This window comes from Polyangiaceae bacterium, assembly GCA_020633235.1.
Classification (GTDB): Bacteria; Myxococcota_A; Polyangia; order Polyangiales; family Polyangiaceae; genus JACKEA01.
This window is the reverse complement of the sequence record JACKEA010000001.1, coordinates 1381320-1405563: the sequence shown is the minus strand read 5'-3', so window position 1 is coordinate 1405563 and position 24244 is coordinate 1381320. Positions and strand designations below refer to the sequence as shown.

22 protein-coding genes and 1 pseudogene are annotated in these 24244 nt (G+C 64.1%); 8 read left to right on the top strand and 15 right to left on the bottom strand.

Annotation, left to right across the window (positions count from 1 at the left end):
• Positions 1-10: 10 nt before the first annotated feature.
• The 7 genes from H6717_06210 to ytfE form a co-directional block, all read right to left on the bottom strand.
• Positions 11-532, bottom strand: a complete 522-nt coding sequence (locus H6717_06210) for a cytochrome P450 (GenBank protein MCB9576604.1) — start codon at positions 530-532, stop codon at positions 11-13.
• A 151-nt stretch (positions 533-683) separates the two neighbouring features.
• Positions 684-1193, bottom strand: coding sequence for a DUF4149 domain-containing protein (locus H6717_06205; protein MCB9576603.1), 510 nt, complete (start codon positions 1191-1193; stop codon positions 684-686).
• A gap of 8 nt (positions 1194-1201) precedes the next feature.
• Positions 1202-1576 carry a DUF488 domain-containing protein gene (locus H6717_06200; GenBank protein ID MCB9576602.1) on the bottom strand — a complete coding sequence of 125 codons (375 nt, stop codon included), beginning with the start codon at positions 1574-1576 and terminating at the stop codon, positions 1202-1204.
• On the bottom strand, positions 1560-2195 hold the full coding sequence (locus tag H6717_06195; protein MCB9576601.1) for a carboxymuconolactone decarboxylase family protein: 636 nt from the start codon (positions 2193-2195) through the stop codon (positions 1560-1562). The genes H6717_06200 and H6717_06195 overlap by 17 nt, the downstream gene beginning before the upstream one ends.
• A gap of 181 nt (positions 2196-2376) precedes the next feature.
• Positions 2377-3306, bottom strand: a complete 930-nt coding sequence (locus H6717_06190) for a hemerythrin domain-containing protein (GenBank protein MCB9576600.1) — start codon at positions 3304-3306, stop codon at positions 2377-2379.
• 5 nt (positions 3307-3311) lie between these two features.
• On the bottom strand, positions 3312-3659 hold the full coding sequence (locus H6717_06185; GenBank protein ID MCB9576599.1) for a hypothetical protein: 348 nt from the start codon (positions 3657-3659) through the stop codon (positions 3312-3314).
• A 19-nt stretch (positions 3660-3678) separates the two neighbouring features.
• Entirely contained in the window at positions 3679-4341 is a 663-nt protein-coding gene (ytfE, locus tag H6717_06180) for an iron-sulfur cluster repair protein YtfE (protein ID MCB9576598.1), read from the bottom strand.
• Between the two features lie 134 nt (positions 4342-4475).
• Here ytfE and norR point away from each other — a divergent pair, with 134 nt between their 5' ends.
• Complete coding sequence (gene norR / locus H6717_06175; protein MCB9576597.1) at positions 4476-6047, top strand: nitric oxide reductase transcriptional regulator NorR; 1572 nt, start codon at positions 4476-4478, stop codon at positions 6045-6047.
• A 99-nt stretch (positions 6048-6146) separates the two neighbouring features.
• Here the strand turns inward: norR and H6717_06170 are convergent, their stop codons facing one another.
• The 3 genes from H6717_06170 to H6717_06160 form a co-directional block, all read right to left on the bottom strand.
• On the bottom strand, positions 6147-6860 hold the full coding sequence (locus H6717_06170; GenBank protein ID MCB9576596.1) for an MgtC/SapB family protein: 714 nt from the start codon (positions 6858-6860) through the stop codon (positions 6147-6149).
• Positions 6861-6926: 66 nt separating this feature from the next.
• Complete coding sequence (locus H6717_06165) at positions 6927-8726, bottom strand: chloride channel protein (protein ID MCB9576595.1); 1800 nt, start codon at positions 8724-8726, stop codon at positions 6927-6929.
• 49 nt (positions 8727-8775) lie between these two features.
• A complete protein-coding gene (locus H6717_06160) occupies positions 8776-9282 on the bottom strand; it encodes a winged helix-turn-helix transcriptional regulator (GenBank protein ID MCB9576594.1) in 507 nt (168 codons plus the stop codon).
• Between the two features lie 469 nt (positions 9283-9751).
• Between H6717_06160 and H6717_06155 the strand changes: the two genes are divergently transcribed.
• Both H6717_06155 and H6717_06150 read left to right on the top strand, forming a co-directional pair.
• Positions 9752-9961 carry a hypothetical protein gene (locus H6717_06155; GenBank protein ID MCB9576593.1) on the top strand — a complete coding sequence of 70 codons (210 nt, stop codon included), beginning with the start codon at positions 9752-9754 and terminating at the stop codon, positions 9959-9961.
• 29 nt (positions 9962-9990) lie between these two features.
• Positions 9991-10173, top strand: a complete 183-nt coding sequence (locus H6717_06150; protein MCB9576592.1) for a hypothetical protein — start codon at positions 9991-9993, stop codon at positions 10171-10173.
• A 38-nt stretch (positions 10174-10211) separates the two neighbouring features.
• Here the strand turns inward: H6717_06150 and H6717_06145 are convergent, their stop codons facing one another.
• The 3 genes from H6717_06145 to H6717_06135 form a co-directional block, all read right to left on the bottom strand.
• Entirely contained in the window at positions 10212-10655 is a 444-nt protein-coding gene (locus H6717_06145) for a hypothetical protein (GenBank protein MCB9576591.1), read from the bottom strand.
• A gap of 265 nt (positions 10656-10920) precedes the next feature.
• Positions 10921-11301 carry a protein kinase gene (locus H6717_06140; protein ID MCB9576590.1) on the bottom strand — a complete coding sequence of 127 codons (381 nt, stop codon included), beginning with the start codon at positions 11299-11301 and terminating at the stop codon, positions 10921-10923.
• A complete protein-coding gene (locus H6717_06135; GenBank protein ID MCB9576589.1) occupies positions 11192-11554 on the bottom strand; it encodes a hypothetical protein in 363 nt (120 codons plus the stop codon). The genes H6717_06140 and H6717_06135 overlap by 110 nt, the downstream gene beginning before the upstream one ends.
• Before the next feature lie 27 nt (positions 11555-11581).
• Here H6717_06135 and H6717_06130 point away from each other — a divergent pair, with 27 nt between their 5' ends.
• A complete protein-coding gene (locus H6717_06130) occupies positions 11582-12067 on the top strand; it encodes a transposase (GenBank protein ID MCB9576588.1) in 486 nt (161 codons plus the stop codon).
• Between the two features lie 122 nt (positions 12068-12189).
• On the opposite strand, the pseudogene H6717_06125 reads toward H6717_06130, so the two are convergent.
• Both H6717_06125 and H6717_06120 read right to left on the bottom strand, forming a co-directional pair.
• Positions 12190-12807: pseudogene (locus tag H6717_06125) on the bottom strand (recombinase family protein).
• Positions 12808-14217: 1410 nt separating this feature from the next.
• A complete protein-coding gene (locus H6717_06120) occupies positions 14218-16227 on the bottom strand; it encodes a hypothetical protein (GenBank protein MCB9576587.1) in 2010 nt (669 codons plus the stop codon).
• Between the two features lie 740 nt (positions 16228-16967).
• Here H6717_06120 and H6717_06115 point away from each other — a divergent pair.
• From H6717_06115 to H6717_06100, 4 genes are all read left to right on the top strand, one after another.
• On the top strand, positions 16968-17651 hold the full coding sequence (locus H6717_06115; GenBank protein ID MCB9576586.1) for a response regulator transcription factor: 684 nt from the start codon (positions 16968-16970) through the stop codon (positions 17649-17651).
• Between the two features lie 371 nt (positions 17652-18022).
• Positions 18023-18694, top strand: coding sequence for an SUMF1/EgtB/PvdO family nonheme iron enzyme (locus H6717_06110; protein MCB9576585.1), 672 nt, complete (start codon positions 18023-18025; stop codon positions 18692-18694).
• A 260-nt stretch (positions 18695-18954) separates the two neighbouring features.
• Complete coding sequence (locus H6717_06105; protein MCB9576584.1) at positions 18955-19605, top strand: SUMF1/EgtB/PvdO family nonheme iron enzyme; 651 nt, start codon at positions 18955-18957, stop codon at positions 19603-19605.
• Positions 19598-24241: a hypothetical protein gene (locus H6717_06100; protein MCB9576583.1), complete on the top strand. Its 4644-nt coding sequence runs from the start codon at positions 19598-19600 to the stop codon at positions 24239-24241. The genes H6717_06105 and H6717_06100 overlap by 8 nt, the downstream gene beginning before the upstream one ends.
• Positions 24242-24244 lie beyond the last annotated feature (3 nt).

Sequence of the window (24244 nt, the reverse complement as noted above, 5' to 3'; positions counted from 1 at the left end):
ACCTCAGGTCTCATCGGGGCCCATCCTCGCACAGTGTCATCCGAGCCTCAAAGGAAGCGAAGCCCAACCATTTTCGGGGAAGGCAAGCCGCCTGGGTGAGCGCGTTCCCCGGCACGCAAACGTCAACGCCTGCTCCCCAGAGGAGGCTCGCGCGTTGATCCCGATCGCTGCGCACGGAGTCGGGACTCTCGAACACGGTCTCGTCGCGGTTCGCGCTGATCCACATCAGCGACACCCGTTCGCCAGCCGCCATGCAGAGTCCACCCAGAGTGACGTCGCGGGTCACCCGTCGCCGGTTGGACACCAGCGGGCCTGGGACTCGCAACCACTCCTCTGGTATCAGGCCGGCACATCGCGCAGGGTTCGGTGGAGCTCGGGTGAGCGGGCAATCTGGTCGGCGCAGATCACGACCTCCTGGCACAACGCCAGGTCGGGAGTCGGCACGAGCAGCGAGGTGAGCGCCGCATGGTCGATTAGCTCGTGCGCTCGAGCGAGTGGCGTTCCCCCACGCGCCTTCCGAACCGCCGGCAATCGCAGTTTCCGCTCGATCGCCATGTGACGCAGCAATCCACGCCGAAAGTCAGCAAACGCTTCCGGCTCGATCTCCGGTTTCTCCATGGCGCGGTTCAGAAGCGTGAGCAGTCGCGCGTGGTCGGCCACCAGGTAGCTCACGATGCTCTGACTCACCATGGCGTCCCCCTGACGAGCATCACGCCGGCGGCCACGAGGATCAGCGCGAGAAGCACATTGACCCGACCAAGCACCGATGCACGCCGACGTTCAAGGTGAGCCTGTGCCGCGCGAGCGTCTGCCGCGATCGCCCTGGTTGCGCGTGGGCCGACGACGAAGTCGTGGGTGGCGCTCACTATCAGCACAAGCACGAATGCGCTCAACTTGACGAGGCTAGTCTTACCGAACGACGATTCCAGCCACTCGGCGCGTGCAAAGTCTCCTAGCCGGACGCCCCGAACCCATAAGTTGAAGGTCCCAGTGACTAGCAACAGTCCAAAGCAGACCCAGCCGACATTGCGGAAGCGCTCCCCGGTCTCACGTAGAAAGACGGCGGCATCCGTTCGGCCACCCGTTCGCAGCCAGGGGACGACGACCAGAACCAGGAACAGCATGCCCCCGATCCAGACAGTCGCCGCGAGGATGTGGACCCACACCGAAAGCAGGTAGAGCACGTGCATCATCGTCCCCGTCATCGCTTCGCTCGCGCATCCAAGTACTCCTTCAACGCCACGGCGTTGTTGTGCGCGGGGTCCTTTGCGGCGAACAGCAGGGTAAGGGTGCGTGCATTACAGCCGTCCAACAGCTGCTCGATCGCCTCTTCTCGTTCGTCGAGTTCGCGAAAGTACCTCCACTTGAAGGACGCCCACCTCGATGGCTCGTGGCTAAACCATTTGCGCAGCTCTGCACTGGGGGCGATACCCTTGAACCACGCATCGAGCTCGGCGCCATCTTTCGAGAGGCCACGGGGCCAAATCCGATCCACCAGCACGCGACGCCCATCTGAGCGAGTCGGTGGGTCGTAGACGCGCTTAACCTGAAGCCTTGGACTACTCGCGCGGGGCATGGTCGTGCTCCGCGCCAAGGACATCGAGCGCAATCAGGGAATGAGCATACGCGCCGCCCGCGCGCATCTCTGCGGCCACCCAGATCGCCTCCATCAGCTCCTCGGGCGTGGCGCCTTCGCGCGTTGCAGCGGTGGTATGCCCACGAATGCAGTAGGGGCACTGGGTCACATGCGCCACGGCCACCGCGATAATTTGCTTGTGCTTGCGCGACAGGGCACCTTCGCGAAACACGGCCTTGCTGAAGTCGTGGAAAGCAGACTCCACGTCAGGAGCCAGGCTCTTGCGGCGCTTCGCGAGATCGGCTGTCGGTCTTGGGAATGTGTCGTCGCCCATATCTAGTCGCTTCCTTCCCGTGGCTACGACGCCGACGCCGACGCCTGCACACGGCATACTTCGCATACGGCTTCGAGACTCGGCGTCACTCAACCTCTCCTGCACGGCCTCGAAGGCCATGCGTTCCTCGAATCGGACCTGATCTCGCAGCAGAGTGCCGAACCGATCCAGTGTGGTCGCACGGTCGTGTCTGTCTGCGGACACGGTCCGGCGAAGCTCCACGTGTTCGTCTCGCGTTCGCTTTGCAAGCGCAGCACCTCCGGGTCGTTCCAACGCGGGCTGCATGTACTGCTCCTCGACTGAGAAATGGGGGGCAGCTCGCTGTGGAAGCGGCGCGTGACCTCCTCATAGGGCAGCCAACACCTCGGGCTTCACGGAGGCCGCCGACGTCCGCGCGCCGCGCAAGGACCAGCGCCTGGTGGTGATGGTCGCTCAGCTTCATCTTCCCGTCCCTTGCGGCCTGCGCCTACTTGCTTACGGGCCAGCCCAGCGTCAGTACGAATGTGCTATCCGTCTCTGCGTACACGTCATGCGGCAGACCAGCTCCCATCACCAGGAGTTGGCCCTCCGGAACGTCTATGGTCCGCTCCGGGAGCTGCAGGCGGATGTGGCCAGACAGGGTCTGCACCGATGCGGTAACGCTCGCGTGGTGCTCGGAGATTGTCTTTCCGTTCTTGAGCGCGACGACGACGATGCGCAGGTCCGGAGTACGAATCAGGGTTCGCGCAGTCTGCCCTTCGCGAAGGTACGGCTCCTCGGCACGTAGCTCGCGCGCGACAACCGCGAGGTCAAAGCGCACGCCGTGGTCCGGCGGTGCAGGTTTATTCATGACTGCTCCTCCAGCGGGGGTCGGTATCGGCCCCGATTGTGGTCGACTGTTGTGTCCCCGCCTTCGAAGCTCATCGATGATCGTTGTTCGGGTCCCTGACGACAGGAGCTCACGAATGGCGGGGAAGCTTTCCTCGAGGCGCAAGTGATTCTCGAACTGCGCCTCCAACGCCAGGGCGGTGTTCGCGACCTCGTCTCGGGCCATTCCGTCATGCGGGTTGTGTCGAAGCACACTCGTCGCGCGAAGCAGGGCCTCCAGCTCGGGCTCGTGCCGCCGGTGTTGCTGAGTCACAGCATCGAAAGCTTGGTCCACAGCCAGCGACAGTCCACGCAGTCGCGGCTCGATGCTCTCTTCCCTATCTGCGACATGAAGCGGCAGCGCCTGGGTGAAGTAGCGCCCCACATCGATACACGCCTGGGCGATCTGATCGACGGGGACATCCTGCCGCGAACCGGCTTCATGGGCCAAGGTGATGAACCGGCGGATCCTCTCGTGGCAGTCGCCGAGGAGATCGACTAAGTTCTCGCCACTAGTCGCGCGATGTCTGGAAAGCTGCGTCAGCATCACGCGCGTCACGCCTTGGCTGGAATGTAGCCGCCGTGGTCCCACCACCGGGCGATGGTGCGCGGATCCAGCTTGTTGTTCGTGCGAGGCGCATCGGGCCGCCAAATGTGGAGCGAGATATGCCGGCCCGGCTCTCGCGTGGCGCTCTCTAGCCGGTCCCAATCTGTTTGAAGAGACTCGAGAGCGAACTGCGGCAGGAGCGTGGCCAACAACTCTGGTCGACATTCGTAGGGAGACGCCCGGCACCCTTCGGCGAGCAATCGCTGACTCTCGGCGATCACGTCCGCGCCCATGTTGAATTCGCCGCACTGGACGCAGTGAGCGCTGACGCTGAGTGCCTTCGAGACGCCGACCACAGCGTGCCTCCTCTCTCGTTCACGCGTTTAGCGCTCGCGGAAACAGGACGTTGTTCTCGAGGTGGATGTGTTCCATCAGCTCCGACTCCAGCTTCTCGAGCCCGATGTAGAGGGCTCGCCATGTTGCGCACGCCTCCGGTGGCGGGCTGAAGTCCGTTGCGAGCTCGCGAAGACGATGGAGGTTTGCCCCGTGGTCGTCGTGCTCCTGCATCATCACCCGGATCGGCATATGGACGTTGGTGCCCCCAGTCCCGGAACGAAGCGCCGGAAAGAGCACCTGTTCTTCCTTGGCGAGGTGCTGTCCGATCTCGGCATCCAACTGTTCCAACAGCGACGCCAAACCATGAGGGCAGCTGTCCTTCTTTGCATGGACGCGCTCGACTCTCCGTGCCGCGTCGAGCAAAGTGGGGAGATCCGACCGCAACGGCTCGTGGTAGCGAGTGAGGATGAAGTCGAGGAGCTCTGGCAACGGCCGTGTGTCCCAACGCTCGGGCGTCCGTGCGGTGGCTTCAGCGCTAATCTCCTGGATGACCAGCTCGGGATCGAGGCCGGCTGCTCGACACGCGTCGCCAAGCTTCTGGCCACCCCCACAGCAGAAGTCGAGCCGGTGCCGAAGGAAGACCAGCGTCGATGCGGGATGGGTGGTCGCGACCTCGCCCAGGGTATCGTTGGCGTCAATCATGGCGTCTCCTCGTTCTTGTGGAACAAGCAAAGCTTATGCCATATAAAATTATAAAGAATATCAAAATGTTACGTAGCCATGTTATGTTACACATGTTATCTTCGCCATAACGAAGCGTTACTCTAGTAATAACCATGAGTGACCAGGATGCGCTTCTGACAATCGCGGTGGACCTGACGGCTTCACTCGCCTCGCAGGATCGTCTTGCCCGCCTCCTTGAGGCAGCGAGGCGCTCCATCCCGTGCGATGCCGCCGCGGTACTGGAACTGGCTGGCGACGACCTCGTCCCGCTCGCCGCGCATGGCCTGGCACCGGAAGTGCTCGGGCGGCGTTTTGCGCGTCGCGAACACCCCCGCCTGGACGTCGTCGTCGCGCGCAGGGCCCCGGTTCGCTTTCCTTCGGACAGTCCGCTGCCCGATCCCTACGACGGTCTGCTGCTCGTCAACCCGGATGCCACACGTGACGTGCACGCGTGTCTGGGCTGTCCGCTCATGGAGGAAGACCGCGTCATCGGCGTGCTCACCGCCGACGCGCTCGAGGCGGGAGCGTTCGACGACCTCGACGAGGGATTCCTTCGGATGCTCGGCGCACTCGCTGGTGCCGCCCTTCGCACAGGGCGAATCATCCACGCACTCGAGGTTGCTTCACGTCGCCACCAGCAAATCGCGCACGCGCTGCAACGAGACGCCGCGCAGCGGGAAGGCGGGAACCAGATCATCGGGACCAGCGCTGCCATTCAGCGCGTCCGCGAGGAAATCGAACTCGTCGCTCCCTCTGATTTCGCGGCTCTGATCACGGGGGAAACGGGAGTCGGCAAGGAGCTCGTCGCGCGATCGGTTCATCAACATTCACGTCGTAGCGAGCAGCCTCTCATCTGCGTCAACTGTGCGGCTCTTCCAGAGATGATCGTCGAAAGCGAGCTTTTCGGGCATCTCCGCGGCGCCTACACGGGAGCGACCGCCGACCGCGCGGGGAAGTTCGAAATCGCCGATGGTGGTACCCTTTTCCTCGACGAGGTCGGTGAGCTCCCGCTGTCCGTCCAGCCCAAGCTCCTGCGGGTACTTCAAGAAGGCGAGATCCAGCGTGTTGGGTCAGACAAGCCCCTGCACGTGGATGTGCGCGTCGTGGCCGCAACGAATCGAGACCTTGAACGAGAGGTGGAAGCCGGCCGGTTCCGCGCGGACCTGTTTCATCGCTTGAACATGTATCCGATTCACGTGCCGCCGCTTCGCGAACGGCGTTCGGACATTCCTTTGCTCGCCGGCCTTTTCCTGGATGTGTATCGACGGCGGCTCGGCTTGGGACCCGTACGGCTCAACGAGCCGGCCCGGCACGCACTGACAACCGCTGAATGGCCGGGCAACGTGCGCGAGCTCGATCACCTTCTTGGCCGGGCCGTCCTGCGCGCCAGTGTCCACGCCACACGCGATGCACCGGTTCTGCTCGGACTTGAGCACCTCCAGCTTGAGGCTCCCCGCCCCGAACCAGGGAAGTTGGAGGCCCCGTGCCCACCTCCTCGCGAGAGCCCTGTCGTCGTCGCCATAGGGCGTATGACTCTGCGGGAGGCGCTCGAAGAGACCAAACGCGCCATGGTCCTTCGCGCCGTGGAAGAGAACGCAGGTAATTGGGCCGCGGCGGCACGGTCGTTGGGTATGGCGCGCAGCAACCTGCACCGCATGGCCGAGCGGCTGGGACTGCGGAAGTGACTCTGAGGTCGAGCGCGTACACGTACGTGATTTCAACGGTTGTGGGGGGCTCCTCATACCAGCACAGGACGTGACAGCGAAGAGTCACCCGAGACGCGCTCACCACGCAACATGCTCGATTCGTAGATACCGAACACCACGTTCTGCTTCCAGGGTGTCGATGATCTGCTCAAGGTCGAATTCCACCGGAACGCGGATATCGAGCGTCATCGATTGAGTGTCATCTTCTGGCTTTCGCTCCTGCACCAGCGTTGAGACCGTGAGCCCCATGCCTCGAAGTTTCTCCGAAATGTGCTTCGCCGAGCCGGTCTGCCCAAGGACGAGGTCTATCTTGTGTCGCTGGGTGGTCCGAGCATCTTTGTCCTCAAATCGCCTAAGAATCGTCAGCGCTAGAACGCCCAACAGGGTGACAAGGGTCGCTACAGCAAACATCCCCGACCCAGAAGCCATCCCGATTGCGCCCACGAGCCATAGTGCCGCCGCAGTCGTGAGCCCCTGCACGGAGATTCCGGTGCGGAGGATGGCACCTCCTGCCAAAAACCCCATGCCTGTGACGATTGATGCTGCGATGCGCGATGCGTCTACCTCGACTAAGGTTTGGTGCTGAAACTGCTGATAGTCGACAAAGGTTATCGATATCACCATGAACGTCGTCGACGCGAGGCCGACGATCATGTGAGTGCGTAGGCCTGCTGGTCTGCCGTGCACGTCCCGCTCGTAGCCAATGACGCCTCCTAACAAGGTGCCGACGAAAATTCGAAGAAACAACCTCCAAGGCATCGCACTTGAAATCCAGGCAATCGTTGCTGGCATCAAACGTCCATCCTCCGCCCCAGAAGAGTCAACGTTCAAATCGGACGGTAATTGGGTCTTCGACGATCAAGTTCCTCGCCGCTCCTCACGCTTCGCGAAGCCAACGCGCCTCGTGCGTTCGACCCGGGTTGTGGCGATAAGTCTAGGCTGATGTGCTTCGAGAAGATCGCTTCTCGTGATGATGCCCAGCAAACGTCGCCCCTCCATGACGGGGAGGCGACCGACACCTTCCCTAAGCATGGTGTCGGCAGCCTCTCGAAGAGAAGCGGACCGAGCGATTCCGATCAGACTCCTGGTAACCAGCGCACTCACAGGTCGATCCACGGCTCGGCAGGCATAGATGTCACGTTGGGTAACCACGCCAAGCACTCGCCCGTCATCGTCAACGACGGGAAACCCATGGTGCGCTGTCTCAGGCGCTCCAGAACGAAGCCACGCCTTCACGGTTGTGATTTGGTCTGCGTTCTTCAGGGTAACGACCGAGCGTATGCCCACGTCGCTGACCAGCACCTGCTCGAGCTGATCTGCCGAGTACTCGGCGGGAATCGGTCGGCCGCGACGCGCGATCTTTTCCGTCATGATGGATGTCCTCATCATTACGCAGGACAACAGGTAGGCGGCCCCGCACCCACCGAGCAGCGGGAGCAGTCCGAGAGGCTGGCGCGTTGCTTCGAACGCGAACACGACGCAGGCTAGGGGTGCGCGCGAGGCACCAGCAAAGAGCGCGGCCATCCCCACGAGTGTACCGATACGAAGATCGATTCCGGCCGATGGTACGATGGCCGCGAGTCCCGCAGCTGCCGCGTATCCGACACCGCCGCCGACGGTGAAGAGCGGCGCGAGCGTTCCGCCAGAGGTTCCACTTCCGAGCGAGAACAGCCACGACACCAACTTGCACGCACAGAGCACTCCGAGAGCCTTGCCGGTGAACCCGCCGGAGATCATCTGCTCGATGTTGTCGTAACCAACCCCCATCGTGCGCGGGACAAACATGCCGATGATGCCCACTGGTATGGCGCCGAGCGCCGGCCACCACATCCAATGGATCGGAAACCGTTCGAACAGGTCCTCCACCGCATAGACGGCTTTGGTCACTGCAACGGACGCGATGCCTGCTATCGCTCCGACGGCGACATAACCAATCAGTCCATAGGGTGTAGGCGCTGGCAGGTCTCGAACCGAAAAGGCCGGCGCCATGCCATCAAACCCAATACGCACGCCCGTTGCAGCGACAGAAGCGAGAATGACCGGGATCAAAGAGCGAGGTCGGTACTCGAACAAGAGGAGCTCTACCGCAAGGAGAACAGCGGCCACGGGGGATCCGAATGTGGCGGCCATTCCGGCGGCCGCGCCGGCGGCGAGCAGGGTCTTGCGCTCATCGGCTGAGATCTTGATGAACTGACCGACGAGGGAACCCAACGCTCCCCCGGTGGCGATGATGGGACCTTCGGCCCCGAACGGTCCGCCCGTACCGATGGAGATCACGGCCGACAGAGGCTTGAGCAGGAGCACACGCGCCGGGATGCGGCTTTCGTTGAACAGCACCTGCTCCATCGCTTCGGGGATACCGTGGCCGCGGATCGCAGCCGACCCGTACCGAGCCATCAGTCCCACGACCAACGCACCGGCCACCGGAACGACGATCACCCATCCGGAAAGTGAATTTCCGGCCGGCGATGCGTTTGCAAAGGAGAAGGTTCCGTAGAAGGCTAGATTCGTGATCAGGGCGATGGCGGCCGACAAGAGCTGCGCGATCAACGCTGCCGCGATCCCAATCAGCGCAGCGATGGCAGCAATCCCTGTAACCCGGCGGTCGACGGCATACTCGCCCGGCCCACCTCCGACAACTTGGACGACCGGTGCCATCGATGGCGCGATGGGAAGTCCGGCGTTGAGGGATGCCTGTTCGACCTCGCTAGCCACGACGTTTTCTCCGGCTGCGCGACGGCGCAGAGTCTTCGAAGAATAGAGGCGCCGTACTATGGCTCTGCTTTGAGCCGTCCAACAGAGCCGACAGTCCGAGGTGAAGCTGCCGCAGGCGTTGACGGGGAAGAGCCTGCAGGGCAGCGAAGAGCTTGGCCTGGTAAGGCTCGGGGGAACGCCCGAGGACTGCCTTCCCGCGCATGCTCACCGAGAGTACGTTGCGACGACCATCCCCAGGGTCGCGGCGCCGATTGACCAAACCACGCTCGGTGAGGCGTGCGACGACCACCGACACAGAGCTCGGATCGGTCATGGTCCGCTCGGACAGGCGGCGAATCGACACGTCGGGCTCCGCGGCGAGTTCACGCAAGACGAACAACTGCGCGCCCGTTAGTCCGACATCGTCCTCGACAGCGTGCGAGGTGGCACGGAGACCGTGGACGAGTTGCCGGAGGCCTTTCAACACTGAGGCCGCCTCCTCGTCTCTCGACAAATGCATGGAATCCCATGTATCTCGGAGAGAGGCTTTCAGCAAGAGCTATTGGCACTCCGCCTGGGATCTGGAGGTTGCTCAAGTCGAAGGTGAGCGGCCGGCATGATGGCCATTCATGAGCCCTACAACGTAGGTCCTCGCCGTGCCCCATCGTGACGTGATCGGCGCGACCGCCGAGACTGCGGGTGATGGACGACAATTACTTTTGCAGGGTCGGCCGCCGTCCTGTCGGGTCGTGCGAGAGTGCGTTTCCTAGGAAATTCCGGCCACGTAGCCGGGGCTCCAGGAGGCGAGTGCTTTCGGACAATCAGGTCAGGCAGCTGAGGAAGAAAGTGGCCGAAGGAAAGCAGTTGAGGCCGCCGCTGCTGCGGCCGGAATGAGTGAGCCAAGCGCGTATAAGTGGAAGGACACGGGCCCGTTGCCGTGAAGCCGCCCAGGGGAGGATCCGTTCGAGGCCGTGTGAGCAACGGAGGTCGTGCCGCTGTTGCAGGCTGACGAGCGCGGCGCGCTCGACGCGACGACGGTTCTGGATGTTCTGCGCGAGCGGCACGGCGACAGGTACGGTCAGGGCCAGCTGCGGACACTGCAGCGGAGGATTCGAAAGTGGCGAGCGCTGCACGGCCCGGGCAAGGACGTGAAGTTCGAGCAGGTGCACGTTCCCGGGCGTGAAGCAGCCCCTGGCTGACGGGCGGCGTGGCCCTATACGGCATCAGCGTGCTCACCTGGCTGAGTGTGCTCAAGCGCACGCCCTTGGCCGTGGCCGCGCCCTTCGTGGCCCTGGTCTACGTGATCGTGCCGCTACTGAGTCGCAGCGTATTCGGCGACGTCATCACCCACTGCATGTGGATCGGCATGGGCTTCGTGGTCCTCGGAGTGCCGCCGGTCGACCGCCGCTGACTTTGTTTGTCGCTCCGCCGCGGAACGGGAGCCCGCACTCAGTCCTTATCGGCGTCGCCGATGGCGTCGGAGGGTCCGTCGCCGGGAGCATCGCCATCGCCGGAGCACACGTCGGCGGTGATCACGCTGCCATATTCTTTTGACGTGCACTCGAGAAATCCGGGGACCGTCTGCATGCCACCCTGGGGAACATAGAAGAGCTGATCGTCCTGCTCTCGCTTGACGCATCCCGCATCCAGCGTACGCGGTCCCGTCGGCAGGGTGCAGGAGGCGACTTGCGGCTCCAGGCAACCTTCGGGCGTCAGCGCCTCCAAGTGGATGGTCGGGCACTCGGCGGGACAGGACAGCGCCGCGCCGGGACAGCTCGTCGTGTCCGCACCACCCGCTCCGGCGGGGCCCGCCATGCCCGCGGCACCCCCCGTTCCGACAGCTCCTCCTGCGTCTTCCCCGCTGCAAGCGACGCTCAACAAGACTGCGCTCAATGCGACACCCAAGCAGCGCTCACCCCACATGACGCGAGGATAGCACGGAGTGGGTCGGGCTCCGGTCCCCCGGCGGACCGACAAACTCCCCCCGGCTACGGCCCGGTCTGCTGGATCTCCCGAAGAGAATCCTCCTCGCCTCGTTTCAAGCGACGCGGACAAGGCGTCCACGCGCAGGGGTGCTCGCGCAGTAGGTCGTCGGCGTCCTTGCGCAGCCGTTCGTCGAGCCGCTGGCGGGGCGCTTCCCTCAGGGCCGTCGCGAACATCAGCGCCGACGAGAAGCGGCCGCTTTGTCCTTGGCCAGAGCCAGGGCCACCAGATCCCCCGGCCGGACGGGCTGGACGTGGACCACGTTGTGCAGCGTGCTGACGCTATCCGGCGCCGCGAAGGCGGGCCGGCCCGTGAGCACGCGATAGGCGATGACCCCCAAAGCGAACACATCCGCACGGTGGTCGACCTCTTCCCCGCGCGCCTGCTCCGGCGACATGTAACCGGGCGTGCCGACCGCGCCCATCGCCAGGTTGCTGGCGTGTCGATCATCTTGGAGCCCCCGAAGTCCAGCACGCTCGGCTCCTTGCCCGATCAGGAACAGGTTCTGGGGCTTCAGGTCCCGGTGCACGACATTCGCCTCGTCGGCAGCTGCCAGCGCCTGCGCAACCTGGCCGACGAGTCTCGAGGGTGGCGCTCATGCCCAGGCGCTTCTTTTCCCGGAGCTTCTGGGCGAGATCCATTCCGGAGAGCAGCTCCATGACCAAGAAGGACGTCGTGCCATCCGCGACGCCGGTGTCGAGGATGCGCACCACGTGACGGGAATCGATCTTCGAGGCTACCTCGGCCTCGCGCAGGAAGCGCTCCATACTGCCGACGTCACCCACCAGCGCCGGGTTGAGAAATTTCACGGCGACGTGGTGCCACTTTGCAGCCCCATGGGACCACCGGGTGGCCGTGCTCGCAGCGCGCACCGCTCTGGCCGAATTTCAGCCCGTCAGCTCAGACCCGGGTCCCGGTGTCGTCGGCGAAGGTGGGGTCCATTCTGGTCGGTGGCAGCAGGCCTGCTGCGGTTTCTCGACGACCCGGCGGTGCCCATCGACAACAACGCCACGGAAAGAAGCCTTCGCGGTGTGGTGAGGTTGGTTTCATTGTGCGCTCCCTCTTCAAGTGCCGGGAATCGTGAGTGTTCGATCATCGCGCGAATTGCGGGCGGTCTGAGCGATGTCGGCATCGGCGTAGGGCCTGCTGGACTTCCGGGCGGTCCAGATCGACTGCGAAAATCTGCCAGGGAGCATCGAAGACGACCTGGCGCGCGGGCAAGATTCCTGACTGGAGCAACTTCCGGGTCGCGTGACACGACACGCCCGCTTTGGCCGCGGCCTCGACCGTCGTTGTTCGACGGTACGGGCCGACGCGGATAGCGTTCCAGGCCTGTCCTTGTCCAGTCGGCAACGCCATTCGGTTGAGCGTGGCCGCGATGTCCTCGTCGGACCAGCGACCCGCCATCTCGCGGATGACCTTCGCGGCCGCTTCTGGGGCCCGCTGCGCTCCCGAGTCTGTCGAAGAGGCGAAACACGCCCCGAATTGCCTCCTGCACTCGACGATCCGGATCCAGCATCAGCCCGGTGTCGCGAGGCCACACGTAACCCACCGGAACAGGCATGCGTAGTTCCCCACGGCGAGCCTTGGCTTGCGCGGCTTCGAGAAGTCGTCGACGCAGTACCGTGAGTTCGAACTCGCTCATCGTTCCCTTCAACCCGAGCAGTAGCCGGACGTTTGGTGCACTGGGATCGTAGATGCCGTCGGTGTCGACGGCGCGCGTGTGGACGAGCGCGCACAGCTCGAGCAGGTGGTGCCAGTCGCGACCGTTGCGGGCTAACCGCGATGCCTTGAGGCAGAACACGGCCCCGATAGCCCCCTCACAGATGTGGCCGACCAGGTTTCTGATGCCTGGTCGGTCTGTCGTTCCGCTGGCGGTGATGCCCAAATCCTCGTCGATGACGGCGACGTCGCGAAACCCGTATTCGCGCGCGAGGTCCGCGAGTTCGTATTCCCGGCGTTGGCTTTCGAGATTCTCAGCGACCTGCACTTGCGTCGACTGCCTTACGTATACGATTGGGCGAGGAGCAAGCACATCGGGAGGAAGGTCACGTCGAGTCATGTCGTCCCTCGTCTTCCGTTCGATTTCGCACTACCTCGAGCACGAGTCGCGCGAGCAAGTCGACGACGGTCCTGCGGCGCCTCGCGTCGAGCGTTGCTACTTGTTCCGGATTCAGCAGCAGCCTCAGCTGGGCCGCTACCTTCGAGGTCCCGGGACGCGTTCGGTCTTGCATCGGCGTTCTCCTCCGCCGCGATCTCCCGGCAGCTGAACACCCATGGAAACCGAGCTTCCGGTCTGCCCAGCTACATCTTCGTGCACGCGATTGGATCGCACATCCAAGCGGGTATCATCACGCTCGAGTCGTTCCGTACTAGGCACACGTACACTCTTTCGTGTCGACGGACCTCCTCGTAAGCAACGTCGACCTCACCGCCGAAGGGGGGATGCCACCGGTACCCCACGCGCGCGCGAAACGCGACATGGACAGAATGAGCTGGGGTCTGCCGTCGGCCGAAAGAATCACTACGGGTCCCGATCACGCCGCGCCACCGAAGTCGCGGCCCTCTTCTACACCCTGATCAAATCCGCGAAGCTCGTTGGTGTCGGACCTGCGCGCTGCGGCCGAACCTCGCGCCGCAACGGCGCCGTGCTCTTGCCGCACGAGGTCGCGTAGCTCCGCGGGAGCCGCAACCAGCGCTCGTCCCTCAAGACGGGGCCGGCGAGGACGTGCCCTTGCAACGGCCCCGTTAGGGCCGCCCTTGGGCTTCCTTGGGCCCACTGGGGCTCCTTTCTTGCTGAAGTTCCGGCTGCTACGAGCGGGCGTACCCGCACCAGACGCGCCGAATCGACAACATCAAACACGCGAAGGAGCGCCTCTGGAATAATCCTTAGAGCAAGCACGTCGCTAATCACTTGCGAACTGGGCGTTAGTCCGCGCCTGCGAATGGGGTGGTCAGATGGGGCCGCGAAGTAGAATCACGCCGTCCAGGGGAATCACGCCGCCCAGGAGGAAGCACAGCGCCGAGTTTCCCCCGGTATTATCGGAAAAAGACACGCAAATGCACAGCTCTAGAGCAGTGCAAGTCCATCGCAAGAGCAGTTCAAGTGGGCAGCAGAGTTTCGCGTGCGCGCACGTCTGGGCCACCAACGGCGCGTGCGGCGTCAAGTGGTACTCAAAACCGTCTGAGTACCACCTCGAGTACCACTTTGGCGTAACGGCTGGATCGTCCGGGTAACGCCTGTTGTGCAAATTCAGCTACTTATGTTTTCGCGTAACAGCGGGAAACGGCTTTTTGCCCTTTTGCCAAGGTGGACGTCGAGGGTTCGAATCCCTTCTCCCGCTCTATCACCACGCTGCGCGTCACGAGTCCTCGTGGCGCGTTTTGCTTTTGTCTGCGCGGCTGCCCTTTCTTTCGGGGGATGTTGGTCCGCCGCGGAACCACGCGCGCCGGACGGATTTGCGCACACCCGTCAAGTGACACACCGCGGGCACCACTGCCCCCCGACGACCGTCGACTCCGGCGCGCGCCACACGTGGCCGCTCGCGCAACGCCAGCGCAGCGGCTTGCTCGGGTCGCGATGCTTGGACGACAGGCAAACGCCGCCGTGCTCACGCGCCAGCGCGCTCACGCGCGCAATGCCCACATCCGGCGGCGTTTCCATGCACTTCGGACACCACGAGCCGCTCCGGATCACGAACGGCTGCGCGCGCCAGCGATGTCCCTGCGCGCACTCCCATGTGAGCTTGTCGCGGACGCCCTTGTACCCCTTGGATAGGCAGCGCCCACCCCTGTTCTCCGCCGACCGCTGCATGTCCTCCAACGTCAGCGGCTGGCGCCCCGAGCACACCGGGCACCACGAGCCATTCCGGATCGAGAGCGGCCGCGCTTCCCATTCGTGACCGAGCCCGCAGCGCCAGGTCAGCGGCGTCTTGTGGCCCAGGTACTCCTTCGACAGGCATGCGCCGCCGCGCTCTTCCGCCTGGAGCTGCAGCTCCTCGATCGTCAGCGGCTCGCGCGCGCCGCCGCGCCGGCGTGCGCACTTCGGACACCAGCAGCCGCGGCGCACGTTGAGCGGCCGCGTCCGCCAGCGGTGACCGTAGCGGCACTCGAAGCTGAGGGGCGTCGTGCTGTTGATGTAGCGCTTCGAAAGGCAGCGACCACCCTGCTCGCGAGCGGCGCGCTGCACCTCCTCGAGCTTTGGACGGCGCGTGTGGGCGCACTCGGGACACCAGGTGCCGTTCACGATGGCTCCCGGGCTCGCTTCCCACTCGTGGCCAAGCTGACAGCGCCAGCGGAGCGGGGTCAGCGCATCGACGTAACGCTTGGAGAGGCACGTACCGCCGCGCTCCCGGGCGACGCGTTGGTGCTCGGCGAGCAGGAAGTCGCCGATGCCTCTCGAGCCACGCCGCAAGCAGTACGGGCACCAGTGTGAGCGCTTCGCGGACGCCGGCGCCATCTCGAACTCGTGTCCGGCAGCGCAACGCCAGCGCAGCTTGGCGGCAGCGTTCACGTACTTCCGCGAAAGGCACTTGCCACCGCGCGACCGGGCCAGTTCGCGCATCTGCGCGATAGTGCCGAGCTGACGTCCCCAACACACCGGACACCACGTCCCGGTCGTCGCGACCTGCACCCCCGTCGCGGTCCAGGTGTGCCCTTTGGCACACTGCCAGCGCAGGTGGTGGTTCATGGTGACGAAGCGCTTCGAGACGCACTGGCCACCCTGTGCCGCAGCGACAGCTTGCATGTCCGCCAGCGTGTAGCGCGGTGCGCGAGCACACTCCGGGCACCAGTTTCCGTGCTTCACCCGCGACGGCCCCGCCAGCCACTCGTGGCCTTGGGCGCAGCGCCAACGAACAGGCGTGTGTGCGCCGTGGACAGTCTTCGCCAAGCACTTTCCGCCGCGCGCCACCGCCACCTTGCGCAGCTCTGTCAGCGTGAGCGGAACGTTGCCGGCACAGCGCGCGCACCAGCGGCCGCCCCGTATGCCACCCGGCGGCGCCAGCCAGCGATGGCCCTCTGCGCACTGCCATTCGAGCTTCACGTTCGAGCCGAGGTAGCGCGGCGACAAGCACTTGCCGCCGTGCTGGCGCGCGATGCGCCGGAGCTCCGCCAGCGCTTCGCCAGCGGGCAGCCGGCCCACGCACTTCGGGCACCAGCTGCCGCCCTGGATCTGATCCCAGCTCCGACTCCAGCGGTGCCCTTGGGCACACTCCCACACGTAGTCGTCCTTGGCCTTGGCGTATGCGGTCGCCAGACAGCGCCCGCCGCGCTCCCGCGCAACCCGGCGCATGTACGCGAGCATCTTGGCCGGGGGCCGGCGACCCAGACTGCACTCTGGGCACCACGATCCGTTGAGCACCAGGTATGGAATGGTCTTCCACTCGTGCCCCTCGGCGCAGCGCCACCGGAGTTTGTCGTCCACGCTCCGGTAGCGCTGGGACAGGCACTCCCCGCCGCGCTTCTTCGCCAGGGCGCGCATGGACTCGATCGAGTGCGTGCGTCTTGTCGATTGCCTACGCCCTGGGGCGACTACCATGGTCGCCGAGTGTACACGCTGGCGCGAGGGGGAATGCCTCCCCGGTAGGGCCGGCTCCTCCTCGCAGAGCGAGCTGTGCGTTGATAGTGGTCCGAGGCGCCTCACGGACGAGTGCGGATCTGCTTCGAGCATTCGCCCGGACGGACCGACCGGAACTTCCTGGGCAACAAGAGCGCTTTTGACGTCGCGTTCAAGCTCGAGCCAAGCGGCGGTCCGCTCGGAGACATGGGCGTCGAAACGAAGTGTCGCACGTGCGCCACCGGACGCGCCCGTGCCACTGAACGCGCCCGAACCACTTGTGCCCGCGCCTCACCGACCAACCCCAAGCCCTGCGGAGCTTGATGTGCCTTCGGCGGATGCCGCTAGGACCGCGGCGCGAGCGCCAAGGACGCGCAGCAGGCCGGCGAAGCGGGACGACGCACGGTGAGGACCAAGAAGCGGGGCGGACGGCGGTAGCCCCCACGGCCCACCGCCATCCGCTCTTCGGTCCTGAGCAATTCTCCGCACATGCGGGCGTTTCTGCGACAGGTGCGGTCGCAGGAGAAGGTGCCGGGGCGTGAGGTATCGGCTCCGTCAGTTCGCCATCGGTGTCTTTTCGCGCAACTGCGGGGCGAGCGACCCGATGGCCCCGTCATGACCTGTCATGGATGCCAGCTCGCGGACCTCCCCACAGGAGGAGTAAGATGATGAACGGCAAGGTGGGAGCGGGACCCGGGGAATCAGAAGTCGTGGGCGTGCTCGTCGTGGATGACGACGAGCTGTCCATGAAGAGCACAGTGAGCCTGCTCAACCGCCACGGGTACTTCGTCATGGGGTTCACCACCGGCGCTGAGCTCCTGGAGCGAAACGCGGTAGATCCGTATCAAATCGTGCTCTTGGACATTGCGCTGGACCAAGGGCAGAGCGGCATAGAACTGGGCCAAGTGCTCCGCGACCGCGGCTACGACGGCCAGATCATCGCGCTGAGCGGAAGCACGGACCCCGAGGTGAAGGCCGCCGCGCTCCACCGCGCCGCCGACCAGTTCGTGATGAAGGGGGACGGGCCGGACGTGCTGCTCGGGGCCGTTGCGGCCGCTGCTCGGCGATGCGGAGCACAGCTCCAGCTGCCGCTCTTGGAGGTTCTCCGAGACGAAACAACCGTGCGGGTGCGTGGACGAGTGATCCGACTCCGGCAGCAGGAGCATGCCTTCTTGCGCGTCCTGGACGAACATCGCAACGAGATCGTCACATACGAGCGGCTCAACACTGCGCTGAAGCTCAGCAAACACGCTTGCCACACCGTGAGATCGCGGATCTGCGACGCGATCGGACCTGCGTCAAAGCTTGTCTGCAACATTCCGGGCGTCGGCTACTCGTTGATGGGCTAGCTGGCACGCCGCACGCGCACACCTGCGCACACGTTTGCTTGTGAGAATCATGTGAGTGGACTTCGTGCGCCAGGTGGCGGAGGGATCGGCGTACGGGAACACGAAGCGACACGCTTCACAGCGGGCAGGAGAACAACATGAGGCGGCAGAATGGGTTGGATGTCGCTCGACCGCCGAACGCGGCGCCGAGCACGGAGAATCTGAATGCCAAGGGCGAACCTCTCAAGCTATCGCGGCACCGGGCCCGGCCCTCAGGTGTTCTCTTCTTAGCAGTAGGCAGCGCGCTCTTCGGCTGCAGCACTGACGGAACCAAGCCGCAGCGTGGGCCAACACGATACCCGGACACAGTGCAGGTACCTGGAGGTCAAGTCGTGGTGGGCACCAGGAGCGCACAGCTAATGACCAAGGCGTCTGTATCCGCGTTCGCCATCACCCGATCGCCGATCACAGTTGCCGAGTACCGAGATTGTGTGAGCGCGGGGGCTTGTGCGCGTCCGGCAATGGGAAAGGCCCTGTGTGCCCCCGGTCCGCGTTCCGCTCAAACCTACACCGCGCGCGCCGCGAAGGCGGAGACCGTGCCGGTGACCTGCGTGAGCGTAGCGCAGGCGGCTGGCTACTGCGCCTGGCTCGGCGCGCGCCTTCCAAAGGTCGAGGAATGGCTGCTTGCCGCTCGGGGGCCGGACGTCCACGAGTTCCCGTGGGGCGACGACGAGCCATCGTGTGCACAACACCCCAACGCAGTTGCGGCACTCACTGACCCAAACTGTTGCCGCGGCCAGTGCACTGCTGAGCAACTACTCGGTGTGGGGAGGCATCCAGCCGGCGCCGCGCCGTCAGGAATGGAGGATGTCTTGTTGACCAGCGCAGAGCTTCTCGCTTCTGACTCGGGAGCCGCGGTCCGTGCATGCGCGGGCAAGGGCGGATGCAAGGTGACCTCACTCCGCGGCGCGTCCATCGATGCCCTGCTACCCGCGGCGGCAGCAATCGGCGGAAACGCCCAAGAAGGCGCATGGTCGTTCCGATGCGCGCGAGACGTTCAATGAAGCCGAGCGGAAGTTGGGGTCTTGTCGCTGCCTTCTTGGTCATCTCGTGCGGCCAATCCGACAGTGGTGCCAGCGAAGGATGCGAGCCCGGCCAGACCAGAGAGTGCGTAGGACCGGCAGCGTGCAAAGGCGGCCAACTGTGTGATGCAAACCGCGCGTGGGGAGTCTGCAACTGCGGAGGCTCTGGTACCGGTGGTCAATCCGGGGGCGGCGGCACCGGAGCGAACACCGCGTGCCCAACTAATCTCCCGGGGCCGCCAATGGTGGAGGTGAGCGCCCCGGCCGGCGGCTCCTACTGCATAGATGCAACTGAGGCAACTCGCGAGCACTACGCCGCGTTCGTGGCAGCGAACCCGGACCCCTCCGCCGCGCAAACCGGTTCATGCAAGGATGCAAACAAACAGTGGATTCGCGAAGACTGCTGGCCTGGCGGCTTCGATGCCACTCCATCCGACTACCCGATGCTTTGCGTCGACTACTGCGACGCGAAAGCGTACTGCGAATGGGCTGGCAAGCGTTTGTGCGGCAGGATCGGTGGCGGCACGCTCGTGGGAAATGAGTATGCCGATCCGAACGTAAGCGAACGATTCAATGCCTGCAGCCTCGGAGGCACACTAGCGTTCCCCTACGGTCAGGTCTATTCCGACAAATGCGCCACGTCCCTGACCGTGGTCCCGGTTGGCAACCCTGAATGTGCGGGCCCGCTCCCCGGCCTGTTCGACATGGCGACGGGCGCCTGGGATTGGATAGACAGCTGTGATCCGTGCAAGGCGGTCGGCGGTTCGATCGACTCGCCTACATCGTTACCCCTCTCGAAACCAGCTTGTGCCGGGTATCTCTCGATCACTCCCAACCAGCAACTCCCTGACCAGCCACCCTACATGACGGGAATTCGGTGCTGCCATGACTAGTCGTGCAAACACCCTCGTGCGCACCGTCCGCGTCTGCGCCTGCATACTGGTTCTGTTCGTCAGTTCCTGCGCCGTAGATAGCGGGCAGTCAGACACGCAGCTAGGCCACTACTCGTTGACGGCGCCTGGACTGACGCCGGTCCCGTGCGCGAACAACAAGATATCGTGGAGGGGCACGAGGGTTCAGCTGCTGTTTGCTGACGCTGCGGCCGCTTGTGTTTCCGATGACATCGATTTTGCAGGCGAGTTCTCCAACAGCGATCGGGTGTTTCAGAACGTCATCACCCGAATCTCCGAGGTCATGCCGCCCACCGGGCTCAAACCGCTGAGCCAGTGGGTCGAGTTCAGGGCAACCAAGGCGAACAACTGCGACCCGGACAATCCGCAGCTGACTCGGAGCGTCGGAATAGAACCCACACCGGTGAAAGAGTCTTTCGTGGATGCGCATGCGGGCGCGTGGGGCGCTTCGTTCGACCTCGCCAATACCGATCTGCGTTGGGCGGGAATCAATCTGTGCATTGCGCAACACCTACGCTCACTGGCGCCGGGAACAGCCGGCGCGGAAGCACTCTTGATGTCGAACTCGGAGCAGCTTGAGCTACTCGAAACCACACGCGAGCGCGCTCAGATCGCCATGCTCCACTATGCACTACTCGGAAGTGTGTTCGCTTCGAACGGAGACGGCACCGCGCCCATTTGCCCCCCCACCCCCAACACGGGCCCTTGCGCTCCGGACCTGGTCCCGTACCGAGTCCCCTACCTTCAATGGTTCGGCCACAACGCACCGACCGGCGTCCTGGAGAACATGGGCCGGGACTTCGCAACGTCCGTACAGCTTCACTCAGATCTGACGGAAGAGGTGCTCGGGCTCCTTGCGCGCAGTCGAAGTGCGCGGTTGCCCCACGGCGGCGCCCCAGAGACTCGAGCAGACGAGACTTGGGGGGCAACGTCCTGGCAGCAAAGACTGATGCTGGCGGCCTATGGAGGTGACCCGCTTGCAGCGCGCGGAGGCACGCCATGGCGGCATCCCGCCGGCATCGGCACTCCGGCAACGGGTTGGCCAGACAAGAAGGTGGTCCCGTACGTCGGTGTGGACAGCGATGACCCGCGTTCGCGCACAGCGCTCGCTCTGCTTCAGCATTTTGATCTACTTGACCTGACAGCGAGCGGCCGCTTCCAGCAATGCCCAAGCATCGACGTCGCGTCCAGCGCGAGCAAGATGTACGATGCCCTTGAGCGAAGATTACGCGAAACGCTGTGCCTCGACTTCGATCCCGTAACCGAGTCCTGCTCTAGCGTTGCGATACCAGCTGATCCCGACGAGCATGCGCTCTGGCGCTATGCGCGCGTTCGTCGCGAGCATGTTGACACAGTGGCCCAACAGCTCGCCGACGCAATCGGGCCGCAATTGGACCTGTCGCCCTTTGACCCGGCTGCAGGTTCCCCGTGCCCATACCAGCGTTATGGCAGCCACGTCGTTGATGGCGACCTCACCCTCGGCGCGAACGGAATCCACATCTCTCCTACCGCGCGGCTTGTCCCTCGCCCACCAGCCGATCTGTCTGGAACGTACAGCAAGAACTCGCACCTTCGCCTCGCAACAGCGACAGACCTCGACCCGCTCGCACCTTCACACCAGCAAGGCTTCTCGACGGACTACGAGTGCGTTGAGCTATTCGGCATCTGTAACCCATTCCTCGGCCGTCCTGGAGGCCTGGCCGCAGAAGCCGAGCGAACGATGGGCGCCATCCCAGCCATGGCGGCGGTACGGGACTTGGTAGTCATCGCGGTGGAGCGCCTCGGAAGCCTTGGTACTGCGGATCCGCAGCGGGCGAGACTAGATGACTACTTCCAGCATTCCGCTGCCATTGACAAGATTGTCTCCACATCGGTAGGCACGTCAGTGACGCTCCGCCCAGTGACCACATTCGATGCCACGAGCAAGACTCTTGTCGTTAGCGGAGACAGTCAGGGCAGCCCGCGCTGGTCCGCGTCGGTGATTGTTGATTCACAGGACGACTTCTGGAGCGAACCTGTCAATGGGGAGTTGCTGGTGCTCCTGGCGGCCCCTAACGACGGATGGGCTGCGACCTTCGCGCAAGCTCAGAACGCTCACGTATTCGGTCGCAACGCCGCCGAACGGTTCCTAGCTTCGCTACTCGCTGGCCATTTCGCGGTCCTTTCGCCCGCGACCAACAGCAGCGTCGTGCACCTTGTTTCGGCTGGACCGATGCCACTGAAGTCGAGCGAGAAGTGGTGGACGTTCTACGCCTGGCGCGGAACCGGTCCCCAGCTGATCAACGTGTTCAACGGAAACGTTGATGGCCGATTCGCGATCGTGGCAAATGGGGTCCGCACTCGGACCGACGACGGAACGCCGGAACGTGTAGCGGAGTATTTTGCCCATGGCGGCGCAACTGGTGGGTGGGTTGCGCGACAAATGCTTCCAGACGACGGCAACCCTGCCGAACCCGCCTACGACGGATTCGGCCTGCCGCACAGGTGGGTTCCGCCCACGAACTCCGAGATCCTCGGCGGTCAAGCAAGCGTCCCAGCATTTCGCTACTACCTCGATGCCGCCGACACGGCTGCCAAGGACGCGACGGATGCGGTCGACAAGGCCGTGGAAGGCTTGCTTGCGCAGCAGCTGGATGAGGCGCAACTCCAGGCGGAGTCGCAGAAGTCAGCGCTTCTCATGAAGCAGGCGTCCCAGGAACTGTGCGGGTACGATAACCCGTCGTGCAGCGTGAGCACGACGGAGACGAACGTTCTCGGCGCTTGGTATCCGGCGCTCAAAAACTTCCCAGCGCCCACAGAAGCCGAATGTCAGGCTGCTCTGAACGCGCCACAGGCAAGCAGCGGCAGCGCGGCAGAGGCGCAAGCAGCAGTGCTACTCGGATGCATCGCACGGGCATCGGTCGAACGACTGCTCTCGACACGTTTCGCGTTGGCCTCGCCGCTCAATGCAACGCTCACGCTCGAGACGTCGCCAACCTTTGCGGACTACAAGGGCGGTCAACTCCAGTCGGCCTTTGTCGAGCAGTGGCAGGCCATTCGAGCGCCTGATGACCGCTTCGACTTGCTCAAGAAGCAGATCGCAGCATCGCTCGCCGCCATCAAGACCGCATCAAAGGTGCTGTACAAAGCCAACCTGCTCCGAGCGCACAACTGCGGCGTCGATGACTTTGTCAAGGACATTGCGAAGGGGGCCGCGACCGGAGCGGCACAAGGCGCGGTGTTTGGACCGGGTGGGATTGCCGTCGGAGCGGCTTGGGGAGCAAACGACGCCTACGAGCAACACATGGAGAAGTGTTCAGAGCTGGCGGCTGACATCGGCGTCGCAGAAGCCTCGCAAATGCAGGCAGTGAAGACCAGCCTCCTCAACGTTACTTCCGTGCTTTCGGGACTGGGGGAGGACCAGGCCAGGATCATTCAAAGTGGGGTCGCAGTGGACCAGCTCGTCAACTCCTCGCGGCTCGAACGAGAGCGATACGCGCTGGAACTCGACCTGCTCGGACAAACGCAAACAACGTCATTCGGGCTCTATCGTCGCTACCGCGCGTACGATGCATGGCGCGCGAAGGCTCTGCTGGACTCCGCGCGTCGCTATGCGCTGACCGCACGCCGAGGGATCGAATCCCACTACGTCGCGGACCTCTCGCGCCTGTCCCAGAACGAGCCGTTCGTCGCGAGCCCCGCGACGTGGGCGGACGGCGTGTACGAGTATGACCTCAGCCTTCCCGCAGCCGTGGGCTCCACCGTAGGCGACAACGTGCCCGGAGGCATCTTCGCGAACAAGGTGAGCGACTACGTCTCCAATCTCCGGGCGTTTGTTGATGGATTTGCGGTCCAACGTCCAAGCGCAGTCGCCGGGGAGGACGTTGACATCGTCACCCTCAAGGGCCTGGCGCCTGGCGATCCTGTGCCCTTTGACACCGGGACAGAGACCATCTCCCTGTTTCCGGATGTCGGGGTCTGGCAGGTCCAGTGCCCACCGCAGGGGATCACGGACGCGGAGTGGCGAGCCGTCCCGGCGGCCGAACTCGGCGGGGTGACGGTCGCATGCGCCGATTTCGCTGGCTGCGGCTGTCCGCCCGAGGACTTCGAGTGCATCACCGAATCGTCATGCGACGTCCCACGCGCGCTGGCCGCCCGCACAGTGTTCCAAATGGACCCATGGGGACGGCTCGACAGCACGAGCGTAGTCCAACCGTTCAGCGTTAGATACAACGCACGATGGACCCGAATGGCTGTGAACCTAGTTGGGACCGGATTGCGTGACTGCCAGAAGGCACCAGATCCGGCCACCTGCTACTCGCAAGCATTTCTCCCGTTCAACCTTCGTCACTTCGGCACACCCATTGTGACGGACTTCACCGGCGACTGGTGGACCTTCAAGTTCCCACCTGGCCGGATCGAAAGCGGCAAGGCACTCGCGGCTGAGCTCTGGCTCGATCCGCTGAAGGACGGGTGGAACACATCCTACGTGGGCGCCGTCTCGAGGAGCGAACTGTACTGGCGACCCTTTGGAGGGAAGTACGAACTCGAGCTCCAAGCGGGCCCGGACGTGAGGCTCGAGCGACTCGAGCGCATCCAAATCTTGGTTGGCTCCTCCTATTGGGTCGCTCAACAGTAGCGG

What these genes read in the sequence shown, in the direction of transcription:
- H6717_06130 (MCB9576588.1), top strand. Translation starts at nt 11,582, where the DNA reads ATGGGACCACCGGGTGGCCGTGCTCGCAGCGCGCACCGCTCTGGCCGA.
- H6717_06200 (MCB9576602.1), bottom strand. Translation starts at nt 1,576, where the DNA reads ATGCCCCGCGCGAGTAGTCCAAGGCTTCAGGTTAAGCGCGTCTACGAC.
- H6717_06100 (MCB9576583.1), top strand. Translation starts at nt 19,598, where the DNA reads ATGACTAGTCGTGCAAACACCCTCGTGCGCACCGTCCGCGTCTGCGCC.
- H6717_06120 (MCB9576587.1), bottom strand. Translation starts at nt 16,227, where the DNA reads ATGCGCGCCCTGGCGAAGAAGCGCGGCGGGGAGTGCCTGTCCCAGCGC.
- norR (MCB9576597.1), top strand. Translation starts at nt 4,476, where the DNA reads ATGAGTGACCAGGATGCGCTTCTGACAATCGCGGTGGACCTGACGGCT.
- H6717_06205 (MCB9576603.1), bottom strand. Translation starts at nt 1,193, where the DNA reads ATGATGCACGTGCTCTACCTGCTTTCGGTGTGGGTCCACATCCTCGCG.
- H6717_06160 (MCB9576594.1), bottom strand. Translation starts at nt 9,282, where the DNA reads ATGCATTTGTCGAGAGACGAGGAGGCGGCCTCAGTGTTGAAAGGCCTC.
- H6717_06165 (MCB9576595.1), bottom strand. Translation starts at nt 8,726, where the DNA reads ATGGCACCGGTCGTCCAAGTTGTCGGAGGTGGGCCGGGCGAGTATGCC.
- H6717_06115 (MCB9576586.1), top strand. Translation starts at nt 16,968, where the DNA reads ATGATGAACGGCAAGGTGGGAGCGGGACCCGGGGAATCAGAAGTCGTG.
- H6717_06195 (MCB9576601.1), bottom strand. Translation starts at nt 2,195, where the DNA reads ATGCAGCCCGCGTTGGAACGACCCGGAGGTGCTGCGCTTGCAAAGCGA.
- H6717_06105 (MCB9576584.1), top strand. Translation starts at nt 18,955, where the DNA reads ATGGTGGAGGTGAGCGCCCCGGCCGGCGGCTCCTACTGCATAGATGCA.
- H6717_06170 (MCB9576596.1), bottom strand. Translation starts at nt 6,860, where the DNA reads ATGCCAGCAACGATTGCCTGGATTTCAAGTGCGATGCCTTGGAGGTTG.
- ytfE (MCB9576598.1), bottom strand. Translation starts at nt 4,341, where the DNA reads ATGATTGACGCCAACGATACCCTGGGCGAGGTCGCGACCACCCATCCC.